The following is a 16526-nucleotide window of genomic DNA, read 5'->3' on the forward strand; positions in this document are numbered from 1 at the left end:
CGCCGTGCAGCTTCAGAAGGGAGTCAGACGAGTTTTTTCTGCGAGACCAGGATGCCGTCAGCGTCGGCGTAGATCCAGTCGCCCGGGTTGACGGAGACGCCGCCGATATACACCGGAACGCCCGGGGTGCCCGCTCCCGTCCTGGCGGGGCGTTGCGGGTGTGCCGCCAGCGCGCGCACGCCGATTTCGCAGCTGTTGATTTCGTCGCAGTCGCGCACGCAGCCGTCGACGACGATGCCGCTCCAGCCGTTGTCCTGGGCCAGCAGCGCCAGCTGGCCGCCCACCAGCGCGCGGCGCAGGCTGGCGCCGCCATCGACGACCAGCACGCAACCGTTGCCCGGCCCTTCCAGGGTCGAACGCACCAGCGCGTTGTCCTCGAACACCTTGACGGTGACCGCGGGCCCGGCAAACTTGACGCGCTGCCCGTACATCAGGAACACGGGCGGCAGCACCTTCACGCGCCCGTCGTCGAGCTCCTGCGGGTGGGCGTCGCAGAGATCGCAAGTGGCAAAGTCCATGGTGGCTCCAGGTGAAGTGGGAAGACTGATTTTATGCCTGTTGCAGCGCGGGCGCGCGTTTGCCGGCGCCGACGCCGACCGCCGTGGCGATCGCCAGCGCCTGGAACAGGCCGATGCAGATGAACACCCACGACGGATGGTGGGCATCCATCAACGCGCCGAACATCAGCGGGCCGACTGCCAGGCCCGAGTCGAGGCCCGAATACACCACGCCGAACACGCGGCCGGTAGCGTTGGGCGGCGCGCTGGCGCGGATCAGGAGGTCGCGCGACGGGCCGGCCACGCCGGAAGCCAGGCCGATCGCGCCCATCACCGGCACAACCATCCACGCCGGGACCACGGCCATTGCCAGCAGCACGGCCATCGCGGCGGCCAGCGCAAACGAGACGACGATCACGCGGTCGTGGTGGCTCGAACGGGCGGCGACGAAGCCGCCGCCGATCATGCCGCCGGCCGACGCCAGCATGTAGGCAGTGTAGGCGGTGGTGGCCGACGCCAGCGACACGCCGTACAGCGTCACCAGGCTGGTCGAGGCGAAGCTCTGGATGCCGGCCAGCGCGACCGCCGACAGGAAGAAGAAGCCGAAGCACATCCACACGGTGGGCAGGCGCAGGAAGTCGAAGGAGCCTTCTTGCGCACTTCCCTCGCGTTTTGTCGGCGCGGGATCGGCGCGCAGCGCGGCGCGGTTAAAGTAAAGGAGCAGCAGCACGCACAGCGGAATCGCCGCCGACGCCAGCACCGCGGTGCGCCAGCTTGAAAGTACGGCGACGCCAGCGAGGAAGATCGGCGCCGCGGCCCAACCGAGATTGCCGCTGATGCCGTGCACCGAGAAGCCGTGGGCCAGGCGCGCTTTCGACACGCGCTGGTTCAACAACGTGTAGTCGGCCGGATGGAAGACCGAATTGCCGACGCCGGCCAGCATCGAGCCAGCCATCAGCATGGCGTAGCCGTTGGCGCCGGCCAGCAGCACTGCGGCCGCGCCGAGCAGTGCGACGCCGCCGAACAGCACGCGGAAGGCGCCGACGCGGTCAACCACGAAGCCGGCCAGCGCCTGGCCGACGCCGGAGACGACGAAGAACACCGTCATCAGGAGGCCAAGCTCGGCGTAGGAAAGGTCGAAGGCGGGTTTGAGCCACGGGAACAGCGCGGCCAGGATCAGGTGATAGAAGTGGGAGGTGCCGTGGGCGAGTCCCACCAGCGCGATGATGCGCGCATCCTGGCGCAGCGGTGCGGTTTGCATGAACGATCCTGCTGTGGTCGAGCAGGGTATTGTAGCGCCGATGGTTTGGGTTCGCTGGCGGCGCCAAAGATGGGGTCAGGTCCGCAGGACCAGACCCCCGAAAGTCGGCAGCATCGGGGACTGGTCCTGCGGACCTGTCCCCATCTTGCTTAGATGCCGGTGTCGTCGAACACCAGGTTGCCCTGGCTGACCCGTACCGGAATCGTGTCCTTCGGCCCGAACCGCCCCGACAGGATCAGCTTGGACAGCGGATTTTCGATCTGCTGCTGGATCGCGCGCTTGAGCGGCCGCGCGCCATACGTCGGGTCGTAGCCCGCTTCGGCGATCTTCTGCAGCGCCTCCTCGGACACGTCGAGCGTCATCTCCATCTTTTCGAGCCGCTGCTCGAGCTGGCGCAGCTGGATCTTGGCGATCGCACCGATGTTCCTCTCGTCGAGCGCATGGAACACCACGATCTCGTCGATCCGGTTGATGAACTCGGGCCGGAAATGGTTGCGCACTTCGCCCATCACGGCCAGCTTCACCACGCTCGGATCGCCGCTGTCCATCGACTGGATCATGTGCGATCCGAGGTTCGACGTCATGACGATGACAGTGTTCTTGAAGTCCACCGTGCGGCCCTGCCCGTCCGTCATGCGGCCGTCGTCGAGCACCTGCAGCAGCACGTTGAACACGTCCGGATGCGCCTTCTCGATTTCGTCGAGCAGGATGACGCTGTACGGGCGGCGCCGCACCGCCTCGGTCAGGTAGCCGCCTTCGTCGTAGCCGACGTATCCCGGCGGCGCGCCGATCAGCCGCGCCACCGAATGCTTCTCCATGAATTCGCTCATGTCGATGCGGATCATCGATTCCTCGGTGTCGAACAGGAAGGTCGCCAGCGCCTTGCACAGCTCGGTCTTGCCCACGCCCGTCGGCCCCAGGAACATGAAGGAGCCATACGGACGGTTCGGGTCGGACAGGCCGGCGCGCGAACGGCGGATCGCGTCCGACACCGCATGAATCGCTTCGTCCTGGCCCACCACGCGCTCGTGCAGCTTTTCCTCGATGTGCAGCAGCTTGTCGCGCTCGCCCTGCATCATGCGCGACACCGGGATGCCGGTCGCGCGCGAGACCACCTCGGCGATTTCCTCCGCGCCGACCTGAGTGCGCAGCAGCTTCGGCTTGGCTTCGGCGCCTTCGCGCGTGGCCGCTTCCTCGGCATGCTTCAGCTGCGACTCGAGTTCGGGCAGCTTGCCGTACTGGAGCTCGGACATCAGCGCGTAGTCGCTGCGCCGCTTGGCCTCTTCCATCTGGTGGCGGATCCGCTCGATTTCTTCCTTGATGTGCGTGGTCCCCTGCACCATCGCCTTCTCGGCCTTGAGGATTTCCTCGTAGTCGTTGTACTCGCGCTCCAGGCGTGCGATTTCCTCGTCGATCAGGCCGAGCCGGCGCAGCGACGCTTCGTCCTTCTCCTTCTTGACCGCTTCCTTCTCGATCTTCAGCTGGATGATGCGGCGCTCCAGCTTGTCCATCACCTCCGGCTTGGAGTCGATCTCGATCTTGATCTTCGAGGCCGCCTCGTCGATCAGGTCAATCGCCTTGTCCGGCAGGAAGCGGTCGCTGATGTAGCGGTGCGACAGTTCGGCCGCGGCGATGATGGCCGGGTCGGTGATCTCGACCTTGTGGTGCAGCTCGTACTTGTCCTGCAGGCCGCGCAGGATCGCGATCGTCGCTTCGACGGTCGGCTCGTCGACCAGCACCTTCTGGAAGCGGCGCTCCAGCGCGGCGTCCTTCTCGACGTACTTGCGGTACTCGTCGAGGGTGGTGGCGCCGACGCAGTGCAGCTCGCCGCGCGCCAGCGCTGGTTTGAGCATGTTCCCCGCGTCCATCGCGCCCTCGGCCTTGCCGGCGCCGACCATCGTGTGCAGCTCGTCGATGAAGACGATGGTCTGGCCCTCGTCCATCGCCAGTTCCTTCAGCACGGACTTCAGGCGCTCCTCGAACTCGCCGCGGTACTTGGCGCCGGCCAGCAGGCCGGCCATGTCGAGCGAGAGCACGCGCTTCCCCTTGAGCGAATCGGGCACTTCGTCGTTGAGGATGCGCTGCGCCAGGCCTTCGACGATGGCGGTCTTGCCGACGCCCGGTTCGCCGATCAGCACCGGGTTGTTCTTGGTGCGCCGCTGCAGGATCTGGATGGTGCGGCGGATCTCGTCGTCGCGGCCGATCACCGGATCGAGCTTGCCCTGGCGCGCGCGCTCGGTCAGGTCAAGCGTGTACTTCTTGAGCGCCTCGCGCTGGCCCTCGGCGTCCTGCGAGTTGACCGACTCGCCGCCGCGCACTGCGCCGATCGCCGCGTCGAGCGACTTGCGGGTCAGGCCGGCCTCGCGCGCCACGCGGCCGGCGTCGGATTTGTCTTCGGTCAGCGCCAGCAGGACCATCTCGCTGGAGACGAACTGGTCGCCGCGCTTCTGCGCTTCCTTGTCGGCCAGGTTCAGCATCGCCATCAGCTCGCGGCTGACCTGGGTTTCGCCGCCGGTGCCGGACACCTTCGGCAGGCGGTCCAGCGAATTTTTCACCGCCGCGGTCAGGCCGCCGACGTTGACGCCGGCGCGCTGCAGCAGCGAGCGCGCGCCGCCGTCGTCCTGGTTCAGCAGCGCCGTCAGCAGGTGGACCGGTTCGATGTATTGATTGTCATTGCCTACCGCCAGGCTCTGCGCGTCGGACAGCGCTTCCTGGAGCTTCGTCGTGAGTTTGTCTTGCCGCATGGAATGCTCCTGATCGGGGATTTTTCAATAGAAACAAGATGGGTTCCGATGCCGGCTTTTCAAGAACCCAGGAACCCCCGATCATGAACGAAAAATGCGCCCGCAGGCGCAACGTTCGTTTGCCAACAAGATGAAGATGGGGTCAGGTCCGCAGGACCAGACCCCGATGCCGCCGGCGCCGTGTCACGGAGTCGGGGTCTGGTCCTGCGGACCTGACCCCATTTTTGTCTAGCCGGCGATGGCGCGCCAGGTGGCGAAGCCGGCGGCGCAGCAGGCAAGCGAGCCAAACAGATGCACCGCCGTGTGCGCCAGCGCCCAGCCGTAATCGCCGCGCTGGAGCAGCAGCATCGATTCGCCGGAAAAGCTGGAGAACGTGGTCAGCCCGCCGAGAAAGCCAGTGATGGCGAACAGGCGCCACTCGGGCGACAGGTTCGGATAGGCGCCAAAAAATGCCAGCGCCAGGCCGACCAGATAGCCGCCGCCCAGGTTGGCGGCGAGCGTGCCGAAATGGAGCTTGCCATGCATGGTGCCCAGGTACAGGGCCAGCCCCCAGCGCAGCCAGGCGCCAAGCGCCGCGCCCAGTCCCACCGCGACCCAGCTCAAGCCTTGGCCCACTTCGCCATCGCGGCTTCGTCGCTCACGCGCGCATCGACCCAGCGCGCGCCCTCCGGCGTCTGTTCCTTCTTCCAGAACGGCGCGTCGGTCTTGAGGTAGTCGATGATGAATTCGCAGGCGGCGAAGGCTTCGCCGCGGTGCGCCGAGCTGACCGCGACCAGCACGATCTGCTCCATCGGCTTCAAGGGGCCGACGCGGTGGATCACCAGCGCGCCGGACAGCGGCCAGCGCGCGCAGGCTTCTTCGACGATCTTTTGCAGCGACTGCTCGGTCATGCCGGGATAGTGTTCGAGCTCCATCTCGGCCACGCTGGCGCCTTCGTTCATGTCGCGCACCGCGCCAACAAATGTGACAACGGCACCGACGCGCGGATTGTCGGCACGCAGCCGCGCCACTTCGGTGGTCAGGTCGAAGTCTTCCGTCTGCACCCTCACCTCTTTCATCGCGCCTCCTTGCCGATGCGGGCGAACAGCTGGCCGATGCGCGCGGCGGTGCGGTCGTCGACCAGCGCCGGCGTGGCCACCAGCTGCTGGAACTGCGCCGCCTGCGTCAACGGCTTGTCGCCGGACTTGAGCGACGACTGCAGCACTTCGACCTGCATCTTGAGGCGGTCGCGCGCGAACTCGCTGCCGCTGTCGATGCCGGCGGCGATTTCCAGCCGCAGCACTTCCTGCATCAGCGCCGGCCGGTTCTGTTCGAGCAGCCTGACATACGCGGCGCGGTCGCCGGCCAGCGCGGCAAGTCCCGCCTGGAAGCGGGTCGAGAGAATTTGTTCGTAATCGGACTGCAACGGCGCCAGCGCGGCCCAGCGCGCGTTCCAGTCCTGGCCCTCGGCCGTGCCGGCGGCCAGCGCCGCTTCGAGGTCCTGGCACAGGCGCAGCTTGTCGCGCATGGCATTCGCCTGGGCGATGCCGGCGGCGCGGCGGGCGTTGTCGGCCTGCTGCTGCACCGCGGCGATCGCCGCGTGGTAGCGCTTGTCGACTTTCGCCTCCACCGCGCGCGGCACCGGGCCGATCGCGTGCCATTCGTTGGCCGCCTCGCGCAGCAAGCGCGTTGCGGCGGCGGCGTCCAGCGTTTCCTGCGCGGCCGCTTCCAGGCGCGCCGAGATGGCGTCCTTCGACATCTGGTGGGTGCGCCGTTCGGCGTCCGCCGCGTGCGCGGTCTCCTTGCGCTTGGCGAATACCGCGTCGCAGACGGCGCGGAAGCGGTGCCACATCGCCTGCTCCGCCTTGCGTTCCAGCGGCAGTGCGCGCGCCAGTTCCTGCCAGCGCTCCTGCGCCGCGCGCAGCGCGTCGAGCGAATGGCGGTCGGCCGGATTGAGCGCGGCGACCAGCTCGATCAGCTCCTCGCGGTGCGCCACCTCCGACTTGCGCTGCTGCTCGAGCGGCCCTTGCAGCACATTGAGCACATCGGCGAACTGCTGGTCGAGTCGCTTCTTTTCCTTGCGGTCGATCGCGCCCAGATGGCTCCAGCCCAGCCGCAGCCGCTGCACAGTGGACGCCATGCGCTTCCAGTCGACGCTGTCGGCCGACTTCATTTTTTCCGCTTCGGCGTTGGCTTCATCTATCAGGTGCTGCGCCTTGGCCGCGTTGGTGTGGCGTTCCTCGGCCAGGTGCTTGAAGTGGGCCGCGGCCGGCGCGTAGGCGGCGCTGCAGGCCGCGTCGAAGCGCTCCCACAGGCTTTTCGGCGCGGCGCCGGACAGGGTGTCGAGCGCCTTCCAGCGTTCGCGCATGCTGCCGACCTTCTTGGCCAGCTCGCTCATCGCCAGCGACTGCGAGGTCAGCTGCTCGACCGCCTTGATCAGTTCCTCGCGCGAGACGTTGCCGCCCCAGCGCGCCCAGTCCGACAGGCGCTTGAGTTCGGCGCGCGCGTGCGCCAGCCGTTCCGACTGCGCGGCCGACAGGCGCGCGCCCTTCAATTCCTTGAGCGCCTTGTCGTGCTCCGCCGCGCTGTGCAGCGAACCTTGTTCCAGCGCCGATTCCATCGCGGCGAGGTTGTCGAGGAAGTGCGCGTCGGCGCCCGGCTGCTTCGGCTTCTCGGGCCGCTGCTCTTTCGATTTGGCGGGCGGCGCCGGAATCGTTGCCAGCAGCTCGTCGAAACGGCGCTGCTGGTCCGCCGCCTCGTCGCCGGCCGAACCGGCGGGAAGCTTGTTCCATTCGCGTTTGAGGGTGTCGGCGTGCAGCGACGCCGGCGGCGTGGCCAGCCAGCCGGCCAGCATCGCTTCGCGCGCGGCCTGCGCGCCCTGGCCTTGTTCCAGCGCGCCCAGGCCGGCCCTCGCGCGCGCCTGTTCGGCGGCGAAGTCGTTGATCAGCTGGCGCGGCAGCGAAGCGTGTTCGGGCGCGGACAGCGCCGCGGCATGGGCGTCGTCGAACTGTGCGAGCTGCGCTGCGATGTCGGCGGCCGGCTGTCCGCTGGCGGCCAGCTTGCGCAGCGCGGCCAGGCTGTCGATCACGGAGCGCTGCAGCGCGACCTGCGCTTCGAGCCGCTGGGCCAGCGCGCCGCGCGCGGCGTCGAACTGGGGCGCCAGCTCCGGCGCGGCGATCACCGACCAGCGCCGGTCGAGGTCGGCCACCATGTTGGGCGTGAGCTTTTCGTCTTTCAGCAGCTGCGCCGCCTGGTCGATGCAGGCCTGGCCGCGCTGCAGTTCGGCCTGGTGATGGCGGATCGCCTCGAGGCGCGACTGCATCAGCTTGGCGACGCGCCGGTCGGTGTTGCGCATCGCGGCGCGCACGCGCTCGAGCTGGTCCGGGGAATGGACAAATTCGGCGGCGGCCAGCCGCAGCTCGGAAAATTCGGAGTGCAGGATGAATTCGACCGCTTGCGCCTCATCGCCCGCCAGTTCGCGGACCTTTTCGGCTTGCAGCGCGCGCTGCGATCCGCCCGACGCCGCGGCCGGGTCGGGCTTCGCATCGGCCGCGGCCGGCGGGTCGCCGGGCTTGTCGCCCGGGCGCTTGAAAAGGAATTCGAACATGGCGTCGGCTCTATCGCTCAAAACCGCCATGATAGCAAGAAGGCAGGATTTCGGGCGGCGAACCCGCGCCTGCGCCTGCTCAGTGCGCCAGCGTGGCGCGCCGCGCGCGCGGAACCGGGGTCCGGCCGGCGGCTGCGTCGTCGGGCGGCCGCGACGGCCTGGTGGCCTGCACCCAGGCGTCGTGCGCCAGCATCTTGTTGGCGATCGAGAACCAGGCTTCGCCCGAGATCACGGTGCGCGCGACCGGGAACAGCTCCTGTTCTTCGCGCGCCAGACGCTGCAGCAGCGCGTTGCAGAAAGTGTCGACCGACGCGCAGAACTCGGCCACGCGGTCGGCCGAATCGACCGACAGACCGGCGAAACGCTCGGCAATGGCGCTCATGGCCTCGGCGGCGGCGCCGTTGAGGTGATCGAGTTCGAGCAACAGCTGGTCGGCTTCGTGGGTGGCGCGTTGGATCGCGGGGATCAGGAATTTTTCGATCTTGCGCCAATGGCAAGTATCGTAGACGCGGCGCAGGGTCTCGCAGGCGTAGTCCACCTGGCCCGGAGTCAGTGCGCCCTGCTGGACGAAGTTGTTGTACAGAATTTTTTGCAAGGACTGCAAACTCACGCGGACGCTGGCTTGCTCGACCGACAAGGCAACCAGCGTGTATGTGGCAGTTAGCATTCGTTCTCCTCCGGAAATACCCCGGCCGCAACGGGCGCGCTCGAAGCGGGGCCGTTGCCAGAACCAGGATTGAGATTATCGGGAACGGGCCTGGAGGTAATTTCTTTTAATCATCAGCCCGAAGGAACTAGTGTAATTAGCTCAACGAGGCCGGGTTTGATCTAGCGCAAACTCCCCATCTGGCTCTGCGGGAAGCAGCGTTGCACAGGGCCAAGGAACGATGCCGCTTCAGTCTGTTTGCGCCAGCGCTGCTTGCAGCGAGGCGCCGAAACTGGCCGGAATCGATTGCGTCAGCGCAACCTCGGCGCAGCCATGCCAGCGCGCGCAACGGGTCAGCGCCGCGGCGATGTCGCGGCTGAAGCGCTCCGTCACGCGCACGCCCGGTTCGAGTTCGAGCGATTTCAGTTCGAACCGGCCGTCGCGCCGATGCGCCTTGGCGTCGACCCGCCCGACCAGCGCGCCGCGCCGCAGGATCGGCAGCGTGAAGTAGCCGTAGCGGCGCTTCTCGGCCGGGGTGTAGCATTCCAGCCGGTAGTCGAAGCCGAACAGTTCCAGCGCGCGCCGGCGGTCCCATACGATGGGGTCAAACGGCGACAGGATCGCGGTCAGGCTCGGGGCCAGGCTGCCGTCGGCCGCGCTGTGCGCCAGGCCGGCGTGATCGGGGTGTATGTATACAGGCGGATCCCAGCCCTCCACCCGCGCGCGCAGCAGGGCGCCCTCCTCCACCAGCGCGTCGGCGTCGGGATGCGGGCGGCGGGTGCGGTGATAGTCGGGAATCCAGGCCGCCTTGGCCAGCCCCAGCGCCTTCACCGCGCGCAGCGCCATCTCGCGGCGGGTCTCGGCCAGCGGCGCCAGCTGGCTGTCGTGCCAGGTCGGGTGGACGCGCTCGGCCAGGTCGTACACGCGCTGGAAGTTGTGGCGCCGCGCTATCATCAGCTGGCCGGACGCAAACAGCTGTTCGAGCGAACGCTTCTCGCTCTTCCAGCCCCACCAGCCGCCGGCCTCGCCGTCGGTGCGCTCGAAATCGGACGAGCGGGTGGCGCCGTTGACGCGGATGTGATTCAGCACGGCCGCCACTTCGCCGGCCTTCTCCGTCATCCAGGTTTCCGAATACTTCCATCCCAGCGCGGACGGGTCGAGCATGCGGTGGCGGTACAGGCCGTAGTCCTCGATCGGCACGAAGCAGGCTTCGTGCGCCCAGTATTCGAACAGGCGCCCTTCGGCCAGGTGCTCGTCCAGCCAGGCCGGGTCGTAGTCGCCGAGGCGGCTCCACAGCACCAGATAAGGACTGCGCGCGACCACGCTGATGGTATCGATCTGCAGCACGCCCATTGCGCGGATCGCCTCCATCACGTCGTCCTTGGTGGCCTTGCGGCGGCGCGGCTGCAGCATGCCCTGGGCGGCGAGATGGAGGGCGCGCGCGGCGGCCAATGAGAGTGTCAATTCTGTCATTTGCGCATTCTACCGGGGTCTGGTCCTGCGGACCTGACCCCATCTGCTGCGTTATAGTATGCGCCTAACCGCAAATCCAACTAACCCACATGCGCTTGCTGCACACCTCCGACTGGCACCTCGGCCAGACCCTCCACAATTTCGACCGCGCTTACGAACACCAGTGCTTCCTTGACTGGCTGCTCGACACCATCGTGGCCGAACAGGCCGACGCGCTGCTCATTTCGGGCGACGTGTTCGACACGGCGAACCCGTCGGCGGCGGCGCAGAAGCAGTTGTACCGGTTCCTGCAGCAGGCGCGCACCCGCTCGCCGCAGCTCGATATCGTGGTCATCGCCGGCAACCACGATTCGCCTGGCAGGCTGGAAGCGCCCGGTCCGCTGCTGGAAGCGCACGGCACCGTGGTGGTCGGCCACGTGGTGCGCAACGGCGAGGGCGAGATCGACCTCGAACGCATGCTGGTGCCGCTGCGCGACAAACAGGGCGAGGTCGCCGCGTGGTGCGTCGCGATCCCTTTCCTCCGTCCGGGAGACCTGCCGCGCGACCTGGACGCCACGGCGGATCCCTACTCGCATGGCATCGCGACGCTTTACCAGCAAGCCTACGCGCTGGCGCAGGCGCGGCGCGCTCCCGGCCAAGCCATCATCGCCATGGGCCACTGCCACATGGTGGACGGCCAGGCCTCGCTCGAGTCGGAGCGCCGCATCGTCATCGGCGGCACCGAGGCGCTGCCGGCCACCATGTTCGACCCGGCCATCGCCTACGTCGCGCTGGGCCACCTGCACCTGGCGCAGCGCGTCGGCCAGAAGGAGCACATCCGCTACTGCGGCAGCCCGCTGCCGCTGTCGTTCGCCGAAGTGGGCTACCAGCACCAGGTGCTGCGCATCGACCTGGCGGACGGCGCCGCGCGCGAGGTCACGCCTCTGATGGTGCCGCGGCCGGTGCAGCTGCTGCGAGTGCCGCCGCAGCCGGCGCCGCTGGAGGACGCGCTGGCGGCGCTGGCCGCATTGGAGCTGGACGGCGACCTGCCGCCGGCGGCCTACCCTTTCCTCGAAGTGCGGGTGCTGCTGGACGCGCCCGAGCCGGGCCTGCGCGGACGCATCGAAGCGGCGCTGGCCGGCAAGCCGGTGCGGCTGGCCAAGATCGAACCGACGCGCCGCCAGCAGACCGTGGCGCCGGAGACGGCGGCGATGACGCTAGACCAGCTGGCGCAGATGCAGCCGGACGATATCTTCCGCCGCCTGTATTTGCAGAAGTACGGCGAAGAGGCGCCGCATGACCAGCAAAGCGCATTCGCCGAACTGGTGCTGGCCGCCGGCGCGGAGAGCGCGCCATGAGGATCCTGAAAATCAGCGGCAGGAACCTGGCTTCGCTGGCCGGGGAATTCTCGGTCGATTTCGAGCAGGAGCCGCTCGCGTCCTCGGGCCTGTTTGCCATCAGCGGCCCGACCGGCGCCGGCAAGAGCACCCTGCTCGACGCGCTGTGCCTGGCGTTGTACGACGCCACGCCGCGCCTGCTCAAGCGCGGCGTAGGCAGCCAGCTGCCCGATGTCGGCAGCGAAACCGTCACCGCCCAGGATCCCCGCTCGCTGTTGCGGCGCGGCGCCGCGGAGGCATCCGCCGAAGTTGATTTCGTCGGCAACGACGGCGCCCGCTACCGCGCCAGCTGGAGTGTGCGGCGTGCCTACCGGCGCGCCAGCGGCGCGCTGCAAAGTTCCGAAATGGCGCTGCTGCGCCTTGCCGACTCGGTCATGCTGGGCAAGACCAAGACCGAGGTGCAGGACGAAATCGTCCAGCGCATCGGCCTGTCGTTCGAACAGTTCACGCGCGCGGTGCTGCTGGCGCAGAACGAGTTCTCTGCCTTCCTGAAAACCGAGGAGAACGAGCGCGGCGCGCTGCTTGAAACGCTGACCGGCAGCGCGATCTACAGCGACATTTCGAAGCGCGCGCACGAGCGCTACCGGACCGAACAAAACATCACGGCGCAACTGGCGATGCGCCTGAAAGACCAGACGCCGCTGCCCGCGGAGGAACGCGCCGCGCTCGATGAACAGCGGGCCGCCGCGGACCTGGCGCTGGCCGCCATCGACGCGCGCAAGGAAGTGCTGGACCAGCACCTTCGCTGGCACCATGACGCGGCCAGGCTGCGCCAGCACGAAGCGCAGGCCGCACTCGATCTGGCCGCCGCCACCGAGCGGGCCGGCGCCGCGGCCGCGCGGCGGCGCGCGCTGGCCACGCTCGACGCGGTGCAGCCGGCGCGTCCGCTGGTGGCCGAGAGCGAGCGGCTGACTGCCGAACAGGCCGCGCTGCAAGCGGCGCTGGCCGCAGGCGAACTCGCTGTGCAAACTGCGGTGACGGCGCAGCAGCAGGCGGCGGTCGCGGCAGCGGCGGCAAGCGCTGCGGTCGACAACGCGGTGCAGGCGCAGCGCGCCGCGGGGCCGCAACTGGATCGCGCCAAGCAGCTCGACGCCGCCCTCGCCACGCTGGCGCCGGCGCACGAAAAGGCGGCTCGCGCGCGCGACGAATCGGTGCGCGACGCGGCCATGGCCCAGGACGCGCTGACCGCGAAGGCGGCGCAGCTTGCGCAGACGCGCGCCGCGCAAGAGGCCGGCGACGCCTGGCTGGCAGAGCATCGCCAGTTCGAGCCGCTGGCCGCGCAGTGGCCGCGCTGGAACCGGCTGCTCGCCCAGGCCGGACAAGGCGCCGCGCAGCAAGCCACGCTGGCAGGCGCCCTCGCCACGGCGCAGCAGGCCGCGGACCGCGCCCGCGCCGCAGACGCCGGCGCCAGGACAAACGCCGAGAAATCCACGGGATCTCTGGCGGCGGCCGAAGCCGCTCGCCAGCAGGCCATCGCCACGCTGGCTGCGTTCGATCCAGACCTGATGCGCGCGCAACGCGGCCAGGTCGATGCGCGGCGCGAGTCGCTCGCCGGCGCGGAAAAAATCTGGAGCGAACTGGCGGTCAGCCGCGCGCGTTTGCATCAGGTGACGGAACAAGGCGGCCAGCTGACAGCGGCAAAAGCCACCGCGGAAGCGAGGCTGGCCGAGGCGCTGGCGCAGGCCGCGCCGCTCGCCGCGGCCTCAGAACAGGCCGAACGATCGCTGAGCGCCGCCGAACTGGCCTGCGCCGACAGCGTCGAAGACTTGCGCGCGGGCCTGGCCGATGGCGAGCCGTGCCCGGTATGCGGCAGCGAGGCACATCCCTACCAGCATCAGGACGCGCGCCTGCACACACTGCTGGCGACGCTGCGCGAAGAAGTGCAGCGCTGCCGCAAGCTGCTTCAGGTGAACCTCGAGCAGCAGGTGACGCAGCGTGCCGGCGCCACTGCCGCCGCCGCCCAACTGGCGAGCCAGGCGCCGGAAGCGGCTGCGCTGGAACTTCGTGTCAGTGAACTGGCTGATCGCTGGCAGGCCCACGCGGTCAGCGCCGAAGCACCAGAGGATCAGCGCGCCGGCTGGTTCGACAGCCAGCTCGCGCAATTGAAAGAGCAATCGGCGCAGCTGGATGCGCAGGAACAGGCTGCGCGCGAGGCGGCCCGCGCCAGGGACGCGGCGCAAATGAACTGCGACCAGGCGACGGCGAGCCACACGCGCCTGCAAGCCGAGGCCGTGGCCGCGCGCAGCCTGATGGTTGAGGCGGTCAACGAACTCAATGCCCTGACCGACAAGCGCGAGCAGGCGGCGGCAACGCTGTCCGAGCTGCTGGCAGAACTGGACGACGCCTTCGAAGAAGGGTGGCAGGCGCGATGGCAGCAAGGGCCGGCTCGCTTCCGCGCCGCGCGCGAAGCGGACGCCCAGCAATGGACCGAGCAGTCGGCGCAGCAGGCCAGGCGCGCGCTGGCACTCGTCACGCTCGATGCGGAGCTCGAAGCGGCCCGCCTGCGCCTTGATCAGGCTCGCCGGATCGAGGCGCAGGCGCAAGCCGAATTTGCCCGCATCGATATCGAGACCGGCGCCATGCGGCGCGAGCGCGGACAGTTGTGGGACGGCGCACCGGTCAGCCAGGTGGAACAGGCGCTGGCCGGCGCGATCGATGCGGCGCGCGCCACGCTGGCGTTGCAGCAGGCGGCCGGCGAGAAGGCAGGCCAGGATGTCGCCCGCGCCAGCGAGGCGCAGGCGCAGAACACCCAGCGTCGCGAGGTTCTCGCCGCTGCCGTCGAAACCGCGGCCATGAGAGTCTCCGCATGGCTGGCCGCATTCCCGGCACTGAACCCAGCGCTCGATCCGATCGACGGGATGGCAGCGCTGGCGGCGCTGCTGGCGGTGACGCCTGAAGACATCCGTGCGGAACGCGCCGCCATCGAAGCGCTCGACGCCGGCGTGGCGCGCGCGGCGACGGTGCTGGCGGAGCGGCGCGCCCAGCGCGAGCAGCATCAGCTAGCGGCGCCGGCCGACGCCGAAGCTGGCGCGGAGCCGGCGGCCGCGGCGCTGTCCGCCGTGCTGGCCGAGCGCAAGGTGGCGGACGACCTGGCCGCCGGCCTGCGCCTGGCCGCGGCGCAGGACGACGCGCGCCGCACCATCGGCGCCGCCGTGCTGGCCGACATCGAGAAGCAGCAGGTGGCCGAACGGCGCTGGGGCAGGCTCGCCGAGCTGATTGGTTCGCCTGACGGAAAGAAGTTTCGCAATTACGCGCAGCAGTTCACGCTCGACGTGCTGCTCGGGTACGCCAACAACCACCTGTCGGAACTGGCCAGGCGCTATCGGCTGGAGCGGATCGTCAACAGCGGCGGTCCGTCGCTTGGCCTGCTGGTGCGCGACCAGGACATGGGCGGCGAGGTGCGCGGCGTGAACTCGCTGTCGGGCGGCGAGTCCTTCCTGGTGTCGCTGGCGCTCGCGCTGGGACTGGCGTCGCTGTCGTCGAACCGGGTCAAGGTGGAGTCGCTGTTCATCGACGAGGGCTTCGGCAGCCTCGATAGCGAAACCCTGCGCGTGGCGATGGACGCGCTGGACGGCCTGCAGTCGATGGGGCGCAAGGTCGGCGTGATCTCGCACGTGCAGGAGATGACGGAGCGGATCTCGACGCGGATCGTGGTGCAGCCGTCTGGGGGCGGGAGCAGCAGCGTGACTGTTCAATAGATAGCCTCAACTTCGGGGTCAGGTCCGGCGGACCTGACCCCAGGGGTTGGGCAGCGCCGGTGATAGAATGTCGCCCTCTCCCATTCCGAACATTGATCGATCATGCTCAAACCTGCCCGCATCCTGACCTTTAAATGCGCCAAATGCTCGAAAGCGGTCAAAGTCTTCCTGCAAAAGGTGTCGGCCTGCTCGCACATCCAGCCCTACCAGGGCATCTGCGACTGCGGCGAAGTGAAGCGCCACGCCACCGGCAACAAGGACGCCGTCCAGTCCTATCTCGCCTCGAACGGCGAGGGCTGGATGCACCATCATTAAAAATATCAAAAAAACAGCTAAAGTAAACCGTTGGCTGGTCGTTATCCTCCATATGCTCATCAACTTCGATGAAGGCTGAAGGATCATGACTCTGATTTCCGCCCTGGGTCCGCGCCCTTTCCAATCGCTGTCGCCCCGTCCCGAATGGCAGGACGGCGCGGGCGCGCAAGCCGCATCCGCCACTGGCAAGGTCGCTGCGCGTTTGCCCGTGGTCGAACCGGTTGCGCAGTCGTCCGGCAGCGTGAGCCTGTCGCAGCAGGCCTTGAACGCCCGCCTGGCGCAGTTGGGCGACCAGACGGTTGATGCGGCGCAAAGCCTCATCGGCAGCTTCGCGCAAGCCCTGTTCGGCGACGCCTCGAAGGGCGCCAGCTTCAATTTCGACGCGATCAGCGTCTCGGCCGACACCAGCATGTCCGCGCAGGTCGCGCACGTGTCGGCCGCCGGCGGCGCCAGCGTCGATGCCGCCGCGCTCCGGTTCGACGAAAGCGCTTCGTTCCTCGGCCGCGGCAAGATCGTCACCAGCGACGGCCAGTCCTACGATTTCACCCTCGAAGTCAAATACGCAGCTTCGGCGTCCGCATCGGCCGCGGAAGCCGTCGTGCCCGACACGGTCACCCTGACTGGCAAGGAGCTGCCGCCGATCGAATACCCTGGCAGCCTGTCCGACCTGTTCAAGGTGCTCGGCCGCCAGCTCGAAGTGAAGGCCGATTCCGGCGATGGCATCAGCGGCCAGGGCAACCTGTCGATGCGCCTGCTCCGCCTGGTCAACAGCGCCGCGCTGCTGGCCCCGCGCGTGCGCGCGGACGCGCCGGCAGCAACGCCGGCCGAGCGCAACCGCGCGCTGGCGTCCTACGCCGCGCCGGCCGACAGCGGCGCCGTCACCTCGGCGTAAGCCCCGGCCGGAGGGCCGACCACCTATAATGGCGGATT

12 protein-coding genes are annotated in these 16526 nt (G+C 68.5%); 4 read left to right on the forward strand and 8 right to left on the reverse strand.

Annotated features, from left to right (window positions below; translation table 11 throughout):
- Positions 1–23 precede the first annotated feature (23 nt).
- The 8 genes from rraA to Q4S45_RS11375 all read right to left on the reverse strand — a co-directional run bounded on the left by rraA (position 24) and on the right by Q4S45_RS11375 (position 10207).
- On the reverse strand, positions 24–518 hold the full coding sequence (gene rraA / locus Q4S45_RS11340) for a ribonuclease E activity regulator RraA (protein WP_305511984.1): 495 nt from the start codon (positions 516–518) through the stop codon (positions 24–26).
- 31 nt (positions 519–549) lie between these two features.
- Complete coding sequence (locus Q4S45_RS11345; protein ID WP_305511985.1) at positions 550–1758, reverse strand: MFS transporter; 1209 nt, start codon at positions 1756–1758, stop codon at positions 550–552.
- A 149-nt stretch (positions 1759–1907) separates the two neighbouring features.
- Entirely contained in the window at positions 1908–4502 is a 2595-nt protein-coding gene (gene clpB, locus Q4S45_RS11350; protein ID WP_305511986.1) for an ATP-dependent chaperone ClpB, read from the reverse strand.
- A 228-nt stretch (positions 4503–4730) separates the two neighbouring features.
- On the reverse strand, positions 4731–5117 hold the full coding sequence (gene crcB / locus Q4S45_RS11355; RefSeq protein ID WP_305511987.1) for a fluoride efflux transporter CrcB: 387 nt from the start codon (positions 5115–5117) through the stop codon (positions 4731–4733).
- Positions 5102–5560 carry a molybdopterin synthase catalytic subunit MoaE gene (gene moaE, locus Q4S45_RS11360; RefSeq protein WP_305511988.1) on the reverse strand — a complete coding sequence of 153 codons (459 nt, stop codon included), beginning with the start codon at positions 5558–5560 and terminating at the stop codon, positions 5102–5104. Before moaE ends, crcB begins: the two co-directional genes overlap by 16 nt.
- On the reverse strand, positions 5557–8088 hold the full coding sequence (locus Q4S45_RS11365) for a DUF349 domain-containing protein (RefSeq protein ID WP_305511989.1): 2532 nt from the start codon (positions 8086–8088) through the stop codon (positions 5557–5559). The genes moaE and Q4S45_RS11365 overlap by 4 nt, the downstream gene beginning before the upstream one ends.
- 79 nt (positions 8089–8167) lie before the next feature.
- Positions 8168–8755: a hypothetical protein gene (locus Q4S45_RS11370; RefSeq protein ID WP_305511990.1), complete on the reverse strand. Its 588-nt coding sequence runs from the start codon at positions 8753–8755 to the stop codon at positions 8168–8170.
- Positions 8756–8983: 228 nt separating this feature from the next.
- Positions 8984–10207 carry a winged helix-turn-helix domain-containing protein gene (locus tag Q4S45_RS11375; protein WP_305511991.1) on the reverse strand — a complete coding sequence of 408 codons (1224 nt, stop codon included), beginning with the start codon at positions 10205–10207 and terminating at the stop codon, positions 8984–8986.
- An 89-nt stretch (positions 10208–10296) separates the two neighbouring features.
- On the opposite strand from Q4S45_RS11375, the gene Q4S45_RS11380 reads away from it, so the two are divergent.
- The 4 genes from Q4S45_RS11380 (at position 10297) to Q4S45_RS11395 (ending at position 16488) form a co-directional block, all read left to right on the forward strand.
- Positions 10297–11544, forward strand: a complete 1248-nt coding sequence (locus tag Q4S45_RS11380; RefSeq protein WP_305511992.1) for an exonuclease SbcCD subunit D C-terminal domain-containing protein — start codon at positions 10297–10299, stop codon at positions 11542–11544.
- Positions 11541–15281 carry an AAA family ATPase gene (locus Q4S45_RS11385; protein WP_305511993.1) on the forward strand — a complete coding sequence of 1247 codons (3741 nt, stop codon included), beginning with the start codon at positions 11541–11543 and terminating at the stop codon, positions 15279–15281. The genes Q4S45_RS11380 and Q4S45_RS11385 overlap by 4 nt, the downstream gene beginning before the upstream one ends.
- Positions 15282–15383: 102 nt before the next feature.
- Positions 15384–15596: a hypothetical protein gene (locus Q4S45_RS11390; protein ID WP_305511994.1), complete on the forward strand. Its 213-nt coding sequence runs from the start codon at positions 15384–15386 to the stop codon at positions 15594–15596.
- A gap of 85 nt (positions 15597–15681) precedes the next feature.
- A complete protein-coding gene (locus tag Q4S45_RS11395; RefSeq protein WP_305511995.1) occupies positions 15682–16488 on the forward strand; it encodes a hypothetical protein in 807 nt (268 codons plus the stop codon).
- Positions 16489–16526: the final 38 nt, after the last annotated feature.

Source organism: Massilia sp. R2A-15 (assembly GCF_030704305.1).
GTDB lineage: Bacteria > Pseudomonadota > Gammaproteobacteria > Burkholderiales > Burkholderiaceae_D > JAFCUW01.

Bases quoted from the DNA above. Each gene is read 5' to 3' on its own strand.
- rraA (WP_305511984.1), bottom strand. From the start codon at position 518: ATGGACTTTGCCACTTGCGATCTCTGCGACGCCCACCCGCAGGAGCTC.
- Q4S45_RS11345 (WP_305511985.1), bottom strand. From the start codon at position 1,758: ATGCAAACCGCACCGCTGCGCCAGGATGCGCGCATCATCGCGCTGGTG.
- clpB (WP_305511986.1), bottom strand. From the start codon at position 4,502: ATGCGGCAAGACAAACTCACGACGAAGCTCCAGGAAGCGCTGTCCGAC.
- moaE (WP_305511988.1), bottom strand. From the start codon at position 5,560: ATGAAAGAGGTGAGGGTGCAGACGGAAGACTTCGACCTGACCACCGAA.
- Q4S45_RS11365 (WP_305511989.1), bottom strand. From the start codon at position 8,088: ATGTTCGAATTCCTTTTCAAGCGCCCGGGCGACAAGCCCGGCGACCCG.
- Q4S45_RS11370 (WP_305511990.1), bottom strand. From the start codon at position 8,755: ATGCTAACTGCCACATACACGCTGGTTGCCTTGTCGGTCGAGCAAGCC.
- Q4S45_RS11375 (WP_305511991.1), bottom strand. From the start codon at position 10,207: ATGACAGAATTGACACTCTCATTGGCCGCCGCGCGCGCCCTCCATCTC.
- Q4S45_RS11380 (WP_305511992.1), top strand. From the start codon at position 10,297: ATGCGCTTGCTGCACACCTCCGACTGGCACCTCGGCCAGACCCTCCAC.
- Q4S45_RS11385 (WP_305511993.1), top strand. From the start codon at position 11,541: ATGAGGATCCTGAAAATCAGCGGCAGGAACCTGGCTTCGCTGGCCGGG.
- Q4S45_RS11390 (WP_305511994.1), top strand. From the start codon at position 15,384: ATGCTCAAACCTGCCCGCATCCTGACCTTTAAATGCGCCAAATGCTCG.
- Q4S45_RS11395 (WP_305511995.1), top strand. From the start codon at position 15,682: ATGACTCTGATTTCCGCCCTGGGTCCGCGCCCTTTCCAATCGCTGTCG.